The sequence below is a fragment of the Leptospira fainei serovar Hurstbridge str. BUT 6 genome, from assembly GCF_000306235.2.
Taxonomy (GTDB): domain Bacteria; phylum Spirochaetota; class Leptospiria; order Leptospirales; family Leptospiraceae; genus Leptospira_B; species Leptospira_B fainei.
This window is the reverse complement of record NZ_AKWZ02000001.1, coordinates 209989-226306: the sequence shown is the minus strand read 5'-3', so window position 1 is coordinate 226306 and position 16318 is coordinate 209989. Positions and strand designations below refer to the sequence as shown.

The window sequence follows — 16318 nt, the reverse complement described above, 5'->3', positions numbered from 1 at the left end:
AGGATTAAATTAATTATTACTATATACTATATAATTGATTTATAATTATTATGTCGGGCCGAATTCATTTTGAATGATTCGGCTTTTGTTTTTGATATGCTCAAGTTTATTGGAGAATCGAGTATTGAGAAGAGAATTTAATTTGAACGATTCGGCTATGGGTCATCGTTTAGCCGGGTCGTTCAAAGTTTTTTAATTCAATCTGGTTGACTTTGGCGAGGTATTAATTCAATTCATGGATATATCTAAAAGGATATTACTAGAATATTATTAATATATAATATAAAAAATGAAATTTAGAGGAAGGGGAATAGCGATGGAGACGGTGGAAAATCTAAAAAAAAATGAAGATATCATTATGGGTGAATCAGCGAGCGGGGTAGTTCGAAATTTTCTGCCGCGAGACGCGCGAGTAAGCGCTTTATTTGCCGGACAAGGAAATAATCCGTTACCGGAATTGATGTCATTATTCGAAACGGAGGGAGACGGGTCGGAATTCTTCCAGCGACTTTATGCAACCCTAGGAACTTGCATGTCTCAGGTTCAAAAAGAAGGATGGGCCTCTCTGTTCCCCGAAGGTTTCGCTTTACGTGGTTGGTTGCTTGACCCGGATTCCGTTCCAAGAGATTTAATTCAAAAATCTTCATTATACAGTGTTTCTCTCGTTTTTGCGGCTCAGGCTGGAAATTTATTCAGATTTCTCAGGAACGACTCGGATTGGAAACTATTTCGCTCGAATACTGCGGGTATTTACGGGCATTCCCAGGGAATATTCGCCGGGCTTCTCTTATCTTCCTCTCCTAATAAGGAAATCTTTCTAGACAATTTCGAAAAAACGTTTTCCGCTCTTTTTTTTCTGATACTTCGCGCACAAATCGTTTACCCGGAAATGGAAGTGGATCCGGAAGTCCTGAGGCGATTAGCGAAAAAAGGAGAGGCGTATTCTCCTATGGCTCAAATGAGATTTTCGGAGCAAGTCGATTCATTGGATGAAATCTTAAAAAATTATAACTCATCAATCGATTCATCCGATCGGGTTTTTCTTTGTCTGATAAACGGTCCCAACGATCGGGTTTTCGGCGGATCTCCGGAAGCCCTCTTGAAGTTTAGGGATTATTTAACTAGATCCGGATTCGAAGGCGTGAGGACTTGGAATTTTATTAGCGCCTCCATCCCGTTTCATTCTCCATTCCTTGTCGATGTTCCTGAAATGGTCGAAGCCGATTTCGTACGAATCGGATTTTCACCTAAACCGGAGGATCTGGAAATAGCCCTTTACGATACGCGTAACGGACAGGATCTGCGAACTTCCTCCTCCGGGACGAACTTGGCCAACGATTTTGCGTCGATGGTTTCTCGAGATCTATTGGATTGGAATCGAGCTCTTTCTTCTCTTATCGACAGTGCGGGAAAACAACTTCTTGTATCCTTCGGCCCCGGTAATTTTATAGAAAAGCTTTCCGTACCTTTTTTAAAAGGCCGTTCATTCGTAGCAAAAAATCTTACTCAGGAAGAGCGATTTCGCGCATTCTTGAAGAACGATTCTTTTTCCTTTCCTCCTGCTTGGGAAGATTATGCGGTAACGTTCGGAAAACTGGCTAACGGGGAGGAATTCCCTCTAAATAAATACTCTCGATGGACAGGGCGTCCACCGGTGTTCGGCGGCGGTATGACTCCGTCCACAGTGGAACCCGAAATCGTTATAGCCGCTGCAAAAGAAGGCTATGTGGTCGAATGGGCCGGAGGAGGCCAGGTTACGGAGGAACTTTTTAGAAAGCGAATGGAAGTGATTCGCAAAGAGCTTCCGCCGGGAAGAGGAATCATAGTTAACCTTCTTTATCTTGATGCTTATCTTTGGAATCTTCAAGTGCCTCTTGTTAAGAAATGCAAATCGGAAGGAGCCCCGATAGACGGAGTCACGATCTCCGCGGGAATTCCGGAGCCGGAGGAAGCAGTCAGGCTGTTGGAGGAATTTTCCTCATTAGGAATTTGGTTAAATTCATTTAAGCCGGGCACCGTCGATCAGATTCAAAAGGTATTAAGAATTGCTGATAAAGTTCCGCATATCACTTTTATGATGCAGATAGAGGGCGGAGCGGCCGGCGGACATCATAGCTGGGAAGATTTGGAAGAGCTGGTCCAAAGTACATATGGAGAAATTCGGAAAAGATCGAACCTGATTCTCGCAGTAGGGGGAGGAATCGGGTCGCCGGAAGATTCTGCTTTGTGGTTATCGGGCGAATGGGATCTCCGGAATAAAAAACCTGTGGATGCCGTCTTTCTTGGTACTCGTTTAATGGCTGCGAAGGAATGCAAAACATCGCTTGCGATTAAAAAGGAATTAGTAAGAAAATCCGGTCATACCGACTGGAGGAAAACAAAAGAGGGAAAGGATATCGGAGGAGTCATTTCCGGAAAATCTGGATTAGGAGCCGATATATATTATGCTTCTAATACTTGGACAAAGCTTTCCGAGTTGGCCGAAAAAATCACGAAAGGTAAAGAGCCGAAGGAAGCTAGAAACAACGTTTTAGACCATAAAACCGAATTGGTAGAACTTATCAACGAAACCGCCAAACCGTACTTTGGCGATATCGATTCCATGAGTTATAACGACGTGTTGGAAAGATTCGTGGAGCTGACATGTCCCGGGGAACGACTTCAGTCAAGTGAAGGCGATTGGCCGGATCATCCATTTATCGATTTTAGTTTTCGAACTCGCTTGCAAGAACTCTTCTTACGTTTCGAGGGAAGGTTGTTACTTCCTGGTAATGAAGTAGAATCCGCACTTCAGCGAATCGAGGATTTAGATGATCCTAGAGCATTCTTGGATCGCTGGCGAGAAATCTATCCTGTCGGAAACGATCTGTTCATACTTCCTGAAGACCGAGAATTTTTCCTGGAAGTATGCAAGCGTCCGGGAAAACCCGTGAACTTTATTCCGATTTTGGATGAGGATCTAGTGCGCTGGATTCGATCGGATTCCCTTTGGTATTCGCATTGTATCGACATGGATCCGAATGCCTGCCCTTGGATCCCCGGTCCTAAGGCTTTAGTAGGTTTATTAAAAGAAAACGAACCGGTCTGCGATATTCTGAAAAGTTTTGTAGACGGTTTAAAGTCGGGCGCGGAGCCCTTTGTGATAGAACTTTGGAAGGAATTCCTACCTCGGAAGAATTCGGAACCTCTCCAAGGAGTGGAGTTTGTTCGATCGGGAAGTAAGATCGAAGCAATCTTACCAGCGTTGGAGTTTATTAGTAAAGAAACTTGGATCACCTTTTTAAGCCGACAAGGCGAAGGTTTGATATCGGCTCTTCTTGCCTCCGCTAGAATGAATGGAAAAGTTTCCGACATACCCGATTGGTTTTCACCGACGCTATACCGTAAGTTTTCTTGGCGGGCCACGGACTCCGGCGAGCTCATCGAAGTGTGCGCGTATAAAGATGGAGACACCTTGCCGTCTATCATTCTTCGCTTGGTTGGAAAAACTTCCGCTGAGTTAACTCTTTTCTTCTCTCACCCTCAGAATGGAGATTATATCCCCTTTAATAGAAGATTTATGTCAGTGAGTCAACCGGATATTCTATTTCTAGAAGATTTGGAATTCCGTTCCGAATCGATTCGTTCTTTCTATTCAACCGTCTGGAAATTAGGAAATTATCGAGAATTCGAATCGTCCATTCAATTTCCATTATATGCAAACGGTGCTTACAAAGGGAAAAGAAAGGAAGGCGTTATCAACCGGACTGAGATTGTCGATTTCCGAAAGGCGACAAACGATTACTTTCGAAAAGATTTCGACGAAGAAAACGGTCTTCTTTCGCCCTTATCCATGGGTGCGGTTTTCGCTTGGAAAGAACTAGTCGGACCTTTGTTCGCTTTCCCGAAGGCGGATTTATTCCGACTTCTACATCTTTCCCAGAATTTCTCTTGGAAACCTGCCGCCGCAAGCTTGAAAGCGGGCGATGTCGTATCATCCTCGGCACGGATTTCAAAAGTGGAAAAACTTGCGGATGCAACGGCAGTCTTCGTGTCGGGTGAAATTTGGAATCATGAAGTCTGCATAGCAAGTTTCGAGACGGGCTTTTTACTGCGCGGATTGCGGATCGATTCGTCGAGTTTCGATTCTCGGCAGAAAGATCAAAGCATTCTCGTATCCTCGCTTGCGGAAGCCGATGTTCTTCGTCAAATTCCTTGGATTCGCAGAAAAGTCGATTCTACCGAAATTCAACAAGGTGATACTTTACGTTTCCAAACTCAAAAGCGCTTATCGGTTTCGGAAGAAAAGGGGGCCAGGCACGCAATCGAGGGCATCGTTCATAGATTGGACAAACTCGGTAATGAATCAGTATATGCTGATTTTATTATAAACGAAAGAACGATCGGAACCGAAATCTCGTCCTTCGATAGAATTTTTCAGGTCTTTGAGTCGGCTGAATCGCCGATACCTTTGAAGAAAAAATATAAAATCGCATCCGAAGTGTTTCGCGCTCCTAACGACATGAGTTCATATTCCGCCGCTTCGAAAGATGCAAATCCGATTCATACTGATCAGAATTTTGCCCGTCTGGGCGGCTGGGAAAAGCCTATCGTTCACGGACTTTGGACTTCCTCCCAAGTGACGAACTTACTTGTTCGATTTGTATGCGGCGGAGATTCGTCCAGATTGGTTTCTTTGAAGGAAGCCTTCGAAGCTCCGGTTTATCTAAACGAAGAGTTGCGATTGGAGGCCTTTCACGTAGCGCAATCATCCGGGAATAAGGTTATCGAAATTTCCCTCCAGTCCAAAAGCGGCGAGATCAAATTGAAAGCCGAGGCGCTAGTTTCTCCGGCCAAAACTTCGTACGTTTTTACCGGCCAAGGTTCACAATCTCAAGGAATGGGAATGAAACTTTTGGAGGAATTCCCCGAAGCGAGAGAAATTTGGGCGCAGGCTGAACGTACCGCGAACTCCGACTTAGGATTCTCTTTGTTGGAGATAGTCCGCAATAATCCGACTTCGATTCGGTGCGGTGGAAAAGATTGGGTTCATCCCAAAGGGGTTTTGCATTTAACCCAATTTACTCAAGTCGCTCTTGTTGCAAAATCCCTCGCAGACTGGGCTATCCTGAAGAAAAGAGGACATTTAGTTCCTAATTCGCCGTTCGCGGGTCACTCCTTAGGAGAGTTTTCAGCGTTAGCGGCCAGAGGGTTTATCGGTTCGGAAAACGTATTTAAAATCGTATACAATCGCGGTTTTACTATGCAGAGACTGGTTCCTAGGGATTCGGAGGGAAAAAGTAACTATGCGATGAGCGTGGTATTGGGAAACCGCCATGTCGGTCTGAATGAAGCTAAGATCCTGGAATTGGTAAACGAAGCCAAGCAAGAGACAGGCCTTCATTTGGAAGTAGTAAATTATAATATTCGAGATAAGCAATATTCTGTAACTGGTAATATTCCGGCTTTGGAATTATTGGAGGCGAAATCTAAAAAATTTGCGAGAGGCAAAAAGACCACGATTCGGCTGGAAGGAATAGATGTGCCGTTCCATTCGCGCATATTATTTTCAGGCGTTCCCGATTTCCGCAAAACGTTGGAAACGAATATTCCTTTAGATCTACCCTTGCGGGATTTGGACGGGAAATATATTCCGAATTTGGTCGCTCTTCCGTTCGGCGTATCGAAAGAATTCCTTCAAACGTTAGCGGATGTTTCAGGAAGCGAATATATTTCGGCTCTTTTAAACAAGGATTCCGAAGAATTAGATTCGAACGAAGTTAGACGAACGATCTTGATCGAATTACTGGCATACCAATTTGCCATGCCGGTGCAATGGATTAAGACGCAAGAAGTGCTCTTTGGAGAACTCGGAGTCAATCGTTTGATCGATGTCGGAGCGAGAGGAGACCTATCCGGTATGGCAAGGCAGACTCTTAAAGACAGAACGGATTCTTCTAAATTTCAAATCCTACATTTGGAAGAAAATAGAGATGAAGTTTTTTATGAAAGAGAAGACGTTCCCGAAGCAGAATGGAGCGAGCAAATCGAGGATTCCGAAACGCTTTCTTCCAAAGAGAAACAATCCGTTGCTATAGAGAATAATGTCGGAGTTCGGCCCGATATTAAAGAAGAAGTAACGATCGAATCCTCCAGGGTTTCATCTTTCGAAATCCCGAATGTAACTCTGGATCGAAAGGATGCGCTCTTCTCGCTGCTCTCACTTAAAGCAGGCGTTCGTGTGGATGAAATTTCCGAATCAGGGACCATCGACGATTTATTCGGTGGAAATTCCTCGAAACGAAACCAGGCTCTCGCGGATATAGGTTCCGAATTTAGGACCAACGCTTTGGAAGGAGCGCACGAAAAACCTTTGAAAGATTTCGTTCAAGTACTGGCGGATAGGATGCCGTACGAGCAACCCGGGCCGTATTTGAGGAGCGCGTTTGACGAGATGATAAAGAAATTTTTCCCTCCGGAATTCGGACGAAAGGAAATTTTTCAGCATTTAAAAGAAGAACGTATGTTAAACGAAGGTGGAGTCTTTGCCGTAAGCATTTATCTACCGTTAGCGGCTCGTGACGGAGAATCTATTGGAAAAGGATCCTTGAGTTCGATCGGACTCAAAAACAGACTTACCGGTGCGAAAGAATCCTCACGATGGCTGGATCAAGCGGTGGATCTATTCTCTTCCTGGAAAAATATCCAAATTCCTAAACGATCGGCTTTTTCCGGTAACGGCGGTGGCGGAGCGAAAGTGGACGCCGCAGCCTTAGATGCATTGGAAAGAAAGTATTTCGGCCTCGAAGGCGCCTTTGCCAAATCCATACGGGATTTAAGAAAACGACTTTTGGAAGACGATCCATATTCGGAATACTTAATTCAAGATTTGGGTAAGATCGAAGAAGGCCGCTCCATTCCCGACAAAAACGAAGATCGGATCCCTCCGGTTTTTTCCGAAAAGAAAATCGTCTCTTTTCGAAATTCGCACCAATGGGCGAAGAAGAGAATCTTGGCTCTCGCGGCGCGATTTTTGAGAGGTGAAATTCGAGATTTTTCAAAGGAAGATGCTCTCTATTTCGGGAACCAATCCCACTCCGAAATTCTTGATATCTTGGAATATTGGAAAGCGTTTTTCGAGAAGAAAGCCGACAAAACCGTTTTATCCGACGAAAAGAAAAGATTCGAAAATGCGAGCCTGCAATTTTCCCGATTAAAAAACCGTCTTTCCGAAAGAATCGATGAATCTCCGATCTTCGTTTATCCTCGTATCATTCACAGACCGGATTTGAAAGACGGAGAAAACGGTTCCTTGGTTTGTGACGAAGAAGAAGTGGAATTAAATCCGGCTGTCAGTTATTCCAGATTCTCCTTTCTGGAGTCCAGCGAAGATTTCGGATCCACTTTTGAGAGAAACGAATCGGAGACTAAAGAATATTCTAAAATTCTAAACGATCTCTGCCGAAGCGGAATTTCATTTTCAGGAAAGAAAGTGCTAGTCACGGGAGCGGGACCCGGATCCATCGCGTCGGAAATAGTGAAGGCCTTTTTACTAGGCGGGGCGGATATCGTTCTAACTACCAGTTCGTATTCTTCCGAGAGAATTCGGTTTTATAAAGAACTGTATCAGAGATACGGCGTAAAAAATTCCTCTCTTCAAGTCGTTCCATTTTCGCAAGGATCATTTGCCGATATTCGATCTCTTGCGGATTGGTTGGACTCTAAAAATTGGACTCCGGACTTTCTATTTCCATTTGCGGCGATCGGAGAGGAAAATACGGTTTCTGCCTTGGATGATACTTCGCTTCTTTCGATTCGGATTATGCTTGTCGGAGTTGAAAAATTGATCGGAGAACTGGGAAAACGAAGAGCGAATTTAGACGACTCGGGCCGTAAACTAAACGTTATCCTACCTTTGTCTCCGAATCACGGAATATTCGGCAGAGACGGAATGTACGCCGAGACCAAGCTCGGCTTAGAAACTTTGTTTCGGAAGAAATTTTCGGAATCGGCAGATTGGGGTGGCTCGGTGCGAATACTCGGAGGAGTGATCGGATGGGTACGCGGAACCGGTTTGATGGAAGCGAACGATTTGCTGGCTCCTATTTTAGAGGATCAAACGGGGATAAGAACTTTCTCCCGATCCGAAATGGGATTCTTATTGATCGGTTTGGCAGCATGGAGTCTGCAAAACGATTCGTTAGGCGTTGTGAAGGCGGATTTGACGGGAAATTTACGAGATGTAAAGAATCTAGGAGAACGCCTGACTAAAATCCGCGCTGATATAATCGCTCGGAACAAACATACGACGGAAATCCAAAACTTAAACTCGGCATTGCATCCGACTCGTCAGGCTAGAAAGGTTAAGTCCCTTCCGAAACACGGTTTGACATTTCCGGAAATCCCCAATGCGCCGGATTTGGACGAATTTAAAACGATCGCTAAAACCGATCTAAGTAAACTGGTTTGCGTGGTCGGATACTCCGAACTTGGTCCAGGTGGGAGTTCCCGCACACGTTGGGATTTGGAAAAGTTCGGTATGCTTTCTCTCGAAGCGAGTTTGGAGATGGCTTGGATGATGGGTTATATTCAATATCGAACCGGAGAGAAAGGGAAGGTCTGGGCGGACGTAAAAACCGGAGAGGAGGTCCCGGAGTGGGAAGTTAAGGAGAGGTATGAAAGCGAAATCCTAAAACACTCGGGGATTCGAATAGTAGAGGTTAAAAGTTCCGGATTTGATCCGACGGAGATTTCCGTATTCGCCGATGTGGTATTGGAAGAGGACTTCTATATCCCCGTATCCGGTCCGGAAGAGGCCGAAGAATTTCGAAAAGCCGAGCCGGAAATTACGGAAGTCTACAATAATCAAAAATCCGAAAAATGGTTCATTAAAAGGAAGAAGGGATCTATATTAAAAATTCGGAAAGCGTCCGCGATCAAAAGAAAAATCGCCGGTCAAATTCCTGACGGCTGGGATCCCGAAAAATACGGAATTCCTAAAGACCTTATCCGGCAAGTCGATACAATTACGATATATAATCTGTACTGTACTTGCGAAGCATATTTACGTGCCGGACTGGACCCATTCGAACTTTTTGAAACTATTCATCCTAGTCAAGTCGGTACTACCGTCGGATCGGGTATGGGCGGCATGAAGATGCTCAAACGCCTATTCTTGGATTATCGTTTGGGAGATGAAAGACAGCATGACGCGCTTCAGGAAGCTTTGATCAACGTGACCGCTGCCTGGGCTGTAACCTCGTACGCCGGAATTTACGGAACAATGCAGACGCCGGTTGCAGCTTGCGCGACAGGCGGGATTTCCATCGAACTTGCTAGAGACGCGATTCTTTCCGGTAAGGCGAAATTTATGATCGCGGGTGCATTCGACGATATCGCCGAAGAAAGTATGATCGGTTTCGGAGATATGAATGCTACGGCAAATTCGGAAGAAATGACCGAACAAGGAATCGAACCATCCGGTATTTGCAGACCGAACGATATCCGTAGAAACGGTTTCCTAGAGTCGCAAGGCGGGGGAATTATTCTTCTCTCAAGAGGAGATATCGCCCTGCAGATGGGATTACCTGTTTACGGAATCGTAGGATTTGCCGCCTCTCGTACGGACGGTATTCAATCTTCGATTCCAGCTCCGGGAATCGGACTTCTTTCCTTGGCTGCCGACTCCGAAACGGAGTCTTCGCCTCTAAAGGATGCGTTGTTAAGCTTCGGACTAACCGCGGACGATATCGCTTTAGTATATAAACATGATACGTCCACGAAAGCCAATGATAAGAATGAAAATAGGCTCTTGCATACGCTGATGAGAAAATTGGGAAGAACGGCGGGTAATTCCCTCGCAGTCGTTTCTCAAAAAGCGCTTACCGGACATCCGAAGGCGGGCGCGGCCGTTTGGCAAACGATCGGGCTTCTTCAATCCTTAGAGGAAGGAGTGATCTCGGGAAATCGTAATTTGGAGGACGTAGATTCGGACATGAACGTCTATTCGTCGCTTAGTTTTACCGATGAGTCTATTTTCTTCGGAAAAAATTTCTGGAAAGCCGGCATCTTGAGTACATTAGGTTTCGGTCATATAGGAGCATTAGTTCTTTTATTGCATCGCAATTTCTTTTGGGCCGCTCTGAATGAATCCCAAAAGCAAGAGTATAAAAAATTACGAAAGAAAAGGGAGATTTATGCGGGTCGTCGCTACAACGAGATCCGTTTGGGCGCCGGTGTGAATCTCTATGAAAAGAGAACTCATTCATTTGTGGAATCCGACCAAGAAGAGTCCGCTCTTCTGGATGCCTCTTTCAGAGTTACTTCTCCGTCTGCTAAACATCTCTCGGAAGAATCGAAAAAATCCAAGGAAGTCGTCGGGAAAGGTTGAGGAATTTATGAAGAGTGAAGAAAAGATAAACATAGATAATACTCACGATTTTTCCGATATCGAATCGTTCCGCAGCTTACTCCGAACGAAGAATAAGAGTTTATCGGATACTGTCAGAAATCGCAGGGAACGGGAAGGAAGACTTCAGAAAGTCCTTATCGCAAACAGAGGAGAGATTGCTAAACGATTTTTTCTCGCCTTGCATGAGGAGGGAATTCGATCCGTTGCCGTGGTCGCGGATCAGGATCGAGGCCAGTCTTGGTTTGAGTTTGCCGACGAAGTGATCTATATTGGAGAGGCTAAGAATTACGCGAATATTCCGGCGATTTGTGCCGCGGTTTTGGAAAGCGGCGCGAATGCGGTTTATCCAGGGTACGGTTTTCTCTCCGAAAACTATCACTTTGTCGATCGTCTTTGCGAAATTGAGAAATTCTACGGACACGAAATTATCTTCATGGGTCCTAAAGCATCCGTTATGCGAAGTGTCGGAAATAAATTGGATGCGCGAAACTTGGCGATTCAAAATGGAATTCCCCTTTTTCAGGGTTCCGGTTCGATCACCGGTTTGAAAGAGGCGGAATCGGAAGCGGAACGTATCGGTTTTCCGGTAATTCTGAAATTGGATGCGGGGGGAGGAGGAAAAGGAATGATCGTGATACGTTCGATCGAAGAGCTTCCGCCTGCCATCGAGAGCGCCGTTCGAATCGGTAGGAATTCCTACGGAAACGATACTTTCTACTTAGAGAAATACATAGAGCATCCCGCGCATTTCGAAGTTCAGATATTTAACGGGGTTGCGGTCGGTATAAGGAAATGTGCAGTTCAAAGAAGAAACCAAAAGATCATCGAAGAATCGGGAGAATCTTTCTTACCGCCTAACACTCAATTGCAGCTACTGTCTAGCGCGGAAAAACTAGCAAGTATCTCCGGATACTCGGAACGTTGCGGCGCGGGAACGGTCGAGTTCCTATTGGATCGACAAACGGGGCAATTCGGATTCTTGGAAATGAATACAAGACTGCAAGTCGAATACGCAGTCACCGATCAATCCTTGGGGATAGATTTAGCGAAATGGCAGATCTTTCTCTTCGACGAAAGAGAGCAAAAGATTCCGTATCATAGCGTATTACGAATGAGATTCAGAGAGCGCGATCATTCCATACAGTGTAGAATATACGCAGAGGATCCTTATCAAAATTATTCTCCGTCGCCTGGGAAAATACGAGAACTGGAATTGCCTACGTTTAACGGAATTCGTTGCGATTTCGGGTTCAAGAAAGGGGACGTCATACCAGGAGACTTCGATCCGATGATCGGTAAACTCGTATCGTTCGGAAAAGATCGTCCCGAAGCTCTCTTGAGGATGGAACGAGCATTAAGCGAATTGTATCTGAGTGGAATCACTTCCAATATCGAACAATTACTTTCGATCGTTCGACATCACCGTTTCATCGAGGGCGACTATGACAATCGTTTGCTCGAGGAATATCCGGAATTGACGGCGACGGACCATTCATTATTCGAGGATTCCGTTACTTTCGCATGCATCAGCGAGACATTACGATGTAATGGGGAATCCGTTTCGGATGTCTTTAGAAAAAGAGATTTAACAAAAATATTATATTCTCAGGATTTGGACGAATCTCCCTACCGTTACAAAGTATGGATCGACGAAACTTCATATCATATATTTCTGTTAAGGGTCGGCTTGAGGGAATTTCTCGTGGGAGGAGATTCGTTGCCTGCAAGAAAAATCCAAGTGAGTCGTTCTTCATCCGATGGCAAACAATTTTTGGCGGAGTCGAACGGAAGATCGGTGTCGGTCCGAATCGACGCGAAACCGAATTTTCATTTGATTCGATTTTCCGGTTCGAGCGGAAAATTGCATTATTCCCGCCTAAGAATAACCTCGGAGGGCCAAAAGGAAAGCGGAGACGAGCAAGGAGTCTTACGATCGCCGTTTCAAGGGACGTTTGTAAAACTCTTTGAAGATCCTATAAGCAAAAAAAATTGGGCTGAAGGAAGCGTTATTAAACGAGGAGATCCTCTTCTCGTCATTTCCGCGATGAAAATGGAGACCGTATTGAAATCCCCCGCGGACGGCATTGTCAGTTATTTAATTGAAAATGGAAACCTAAGTAAATTGATCCGAGGGGCCACCGCAGCGGGGCAGATTCTCGGGAAAAGCTTTTCCGAAGGCGAGGTTCTTGCAAAAATTACTTCGGAAATTCTTACCAAGGAGATCATATCGGGAAATTCCACGATTGCCGATCGAACTATTTCGACGGATCGATCTCTCATAGAACAGTGGAATAAAATTCCCGAGGCGACGGAAGATCAACTTTCCTTGGCTTTTACGCAGAATCTTGACATAGGAAAACAAAGAAAAGAAATATTAAGAATCCTTTATTCAGTGATTTTGGGATTTTCCGGAGGATCGGAAACCGAAGCAAAAATAACGAATCTGTTTAGTGCGATGGATGTCACTAAAATAGCAAAGGAAAGGAAGGAAGCCGACGAATGGGCCGCGCTACTTACTTTTTTACTCAAATATGTGGTCCTAATTCGGCGATTATTCTCCTCCGACTTCGGATCCTCTCATTCCCATTTCGGAGAATTACAAAGGTCCTTGTTAAATTGGGATACGGAGGGATTCAAACCGTATAAGGGTACATCTAGATTACTCTCGCGAGCCTTTTCCTTTTACGAAGTAAAACCCTGGGTCTCTTTCCGAAGATTGAGAGAACAGGGAGAAGCGTTTTACTTTATATTGATCGCATATAAGAATTTGATGAATTATTCCAAATTATACGCGGATATTTTGGAAAAGCTATCCTTCCTCTTGCCTGCTTCGAAGATCGTTAATTTACATTTACATGAACTTCTCGCTCTTGAGGAAAGAGAAAGGGATCCGATGTTCGAAGCTGTCGTGCGGAGAATCCTTTCGGTGCGTAAAGCCTCCGATTTTAACGCACCCGAAGGAGTTCGTACATTATCAAAACGACATATTTCTAAATATATCCAGTTTATGAAAGATCCTTGGGCTTTGGCGTCCAATTCATCTGCAAAGAAAGATCGATTGCTTTTATCTTTTAGCGAGACTCTTCCTTTAATTCCCGAGAATATACCGGAGAAAATTAGGTCTACGATAGATAGTAAGCTGGAATATTGGAAAAGTCAGGGAAAAATTTCTAGATTGGATTCCTTGATCGAAAACAAATTTCTATATTCTTTTGAAGTTAAAAATAAGATAGAATACGTTTTATTCGTCTTCATTCCCGTAACAAGTTTAAGACGAGAATGGAACGACTTAGATCAAGCATTCCATTTCCCTGAATTGGAAGACCAGGCAATTTCCGGAGCCGCATTGCTGCAATCCTTGAATGCGCTTAGGTCCGCCTCCTCGTTTCGTTTGGAATTGATTGCAATGGAATCTGAAGCACCTTCTAGCGAGAGGCGGATTGATTCGTCGCTAGATTATGAAACTCTAAATCAAACAGCCTCTTCTATGATGGAATTTTTTCTTCATGGAGCGTTCAGCAGCTTAACGCTCGAAATTGGAGACGGCAAGGGCATTCCGAGTAAGAGATATTCTTTCTTTTTCCGCGACGGAAAGTTGCGGATCGATTCGCTTGGCAAGGACGATTTCCGTTTTCCTTATGCCGAGGTATGCGACCCAAAGGATAGAAAGCTTTATGAAAAAGGAAAATGGCCTTTGGAAAGATGGGTCGAGGAAAGTTTTGATCCGGATAGCTTTGAGGAAGTGCTCGTCCCTAATCTGGATTTCGGAGAAACCGAAAACTCCGATTCAGGCGAGCGAATCCCGATCGGTGCAAAGATTTACGTCGGGAGAATCGGCGGAAGCGAAGCTGTTTTCTTTTTAAAGGATTCCCGGATAGCGGGCGGCGCTACGGGAGATAAGGAAGGAAAAAAATATCTGGCCGGGGCTTATATTGCCTACAGAAAAGATGTTCCCTTTTACGTCTGGAACGACGGGGCGGGTGCGAACATTAAGGAAGGAATGGTTTCCTTAAATAGGGCAGCGGAAGGATTCTTTATAAATGCGCTTCTTTCCCATCGGGTGAGCGCTAAGGAATTTCAGTCTGCAATCCGTTCGCATAATGATTTGGAAGTTCGAAAATTGTGCGATCAGTTGGAGAAGACGCTCGGCTGGCGATTTAAAGCGTATCAACCGGAAGATAGGCCGAAACTATGTTTTGTCGTGGCGGTCGGCGTCGGCTCTTCCACAGGATTGGACGTCTATGGATCCTCTCAGGCTTCTTTACAAGTGCTGCTTGACGAAGAGCAATCCTATCGGGTTCTAACCGGCGCGGCCGTTATCGAATCGGTAACCGGAGAAACATTCACGAATTATGAGATCGGCGGCGCAAAGATCATGGGTCGAGGAACCGGGACGGTCGACTTTGTCGCAAACGATAAGTTGCATCTAATCTCCTATATTCGCAAAATTCAATCGGTACTGCGAGAAGTTAATAATGATCCAGGAAAATTAAAAATTAAGAATATATTAAAAATTAGAAATTCAAACTCGGTCGAAGAGATCATTTCCGAATCGGCTTTGGCATCCGTATCGGATGCGGGTGAGTTCCTACCTATAAAAGCCAATTACTCCGGCTCGGAGTCGTTAGTTGCCGGTTTACTCAGATTTGGAGGGATGCCGATTACTGTCTTGGGACCTAGAACCGAATTCGGGTTTCATTCCTTTGCCGCCTTGGTAAAAGCTAAAGAAACGCTGAGAATAGCGAAAAAAACCGGAACAGGCCTATTATTGGTTTATGGCAAAAAATGGTTTAGAAGCGAATACATCGAAGATTCCGAATCATTTCGGGTGCGAAAGGATTTTCAAAAATCCTTGCAAGAATTTGCCGAACCGCTCCTGCATATCGTTAAGGATATTTCCGGAATTTCTTTAACCGAACTCTCTTCGGTCGGAGATGCTTGGATTCTGGTGCGTCCGAACCGACAAAAAAATCGAGGAAACGATGATGCGTTGCGTCAAAATTCCGAAATGGAAAAGGCGGCGACGATAGTAGTGGACACCGACGACGAAGCATATTCTAAAGCCGCTTCCATATTCCAATTAATCCATTACAGAACTATAATGGATTCGGGTTCGACTGAAAAGGAACCTGCATTACCGGAAGATCCTGCAAAATCGTATGATATGCGTCATTTTTTGACGGAATCGATTTTAGATCGGGATTCATTCGTAGAATTCTACGCAATGGATCCTGGGACCAGTTTAGTGACTGGTCTTGGCAGGATTTTCGGAAGAACGGTCGGTATTATTGCGGACCAACCGAAGGATGGAGGAGCTCCTGATGCTTATGGAACGGATAAATTCCGAGTTTTTATGGAGTTTTTAAATAAGTATGATATTTCTCTAATTATGCTGTCCGATGCTCCCGGCTTTGTGCCCGGGACCAAACAGGAAAGATTGAGAATCCAGCAGATCGGCGGCGAGTCGTTAGATGTGAACGTGCTTTCGAAAAATCCGGTGGTTTCGGTCGTGCTTCGGCAAAATTACGGAGGTAGGCAGATACACGCTTTCAGCGGATTCTTAAGGCCGGGGATATCCTACTATTCTTGGCAATCAGGAACATTAGCGGTAATGGGGGCATTCTCCGCCTTTGATCTATTTCAAGGCGCCAAAGTCGCTAAATTAGAGGGAGAAGGAAAAACCCTGGAGATAGAGAAACTTCGAAAAGAATTTCTAGATTCGTTTAAGCAAAAAGCTGAGGCCTCGAACGACGCATTAAAGTCCGGAGTCTTGGACGGAGTATTTGGATCCATTTCCGAATTACGAAGCGTAATTCTCAATGGGCTGGATTCCGCGGCAGAGAAAAGAAGGGCCTGGATGGAGGAAAAGAACGGCAAGCCAATGGAAGAAGTATTTTCAAAATCCGACACTGGAGTTATTGGGTGAGT

The 16318-nt window shown here is 44.7% G+C and carries 2 protein-coding genes; both read left to right on the top strand.

Features of this window, described 5'->3' with window-relative positions; genetic code table 11:
- The first annotated feature begins 316 nt into the window (after positions 1-316).
- Positions 317-10369 carry a type I polyketide synthase gene (locus tag LEP1GSC058_RS00935; RefSeq protein WP_016547572.1) on the top strand — a complete coding sequence of 3351 codons (10053 nt, stop codon included), beginning with the start codon at positions 317-319 and terminating at the stop codon, positions 10367-10369.
- A 7-nt stretch (positions 10370-10376) separates the two neighbouring features.
- Positions 10377-16316, top strand: a complete 5940-nt coding sequence (locus LEP1GSC058_RS00930) for a carboxyl transferase domain-containing protein (protein WP_016547759.1) — start codon at positions 10377-10379, stop codon at positions 16314-16316.
- Positions 16317-16318 lie beyond the last annotated feature (2 nt).

Excerpts from the sequence above, each read along its gene's own strand:
- LEP1GSC058_RS00935 (WP_016547572.1), top strand. The coding sequence starts at position 317 with ATGGAGACGGTGGAAAATCTAAAAAAAAATGAAGATATCATTATGGGT.
- LEP1GSC058_RS00930 (WP_016547759.1), top strand. The coding sequence starts at position 10,377 with ATGAAGAGTGAAGAAAAGATAAACATAGATAATACTCACGATTTTTCC.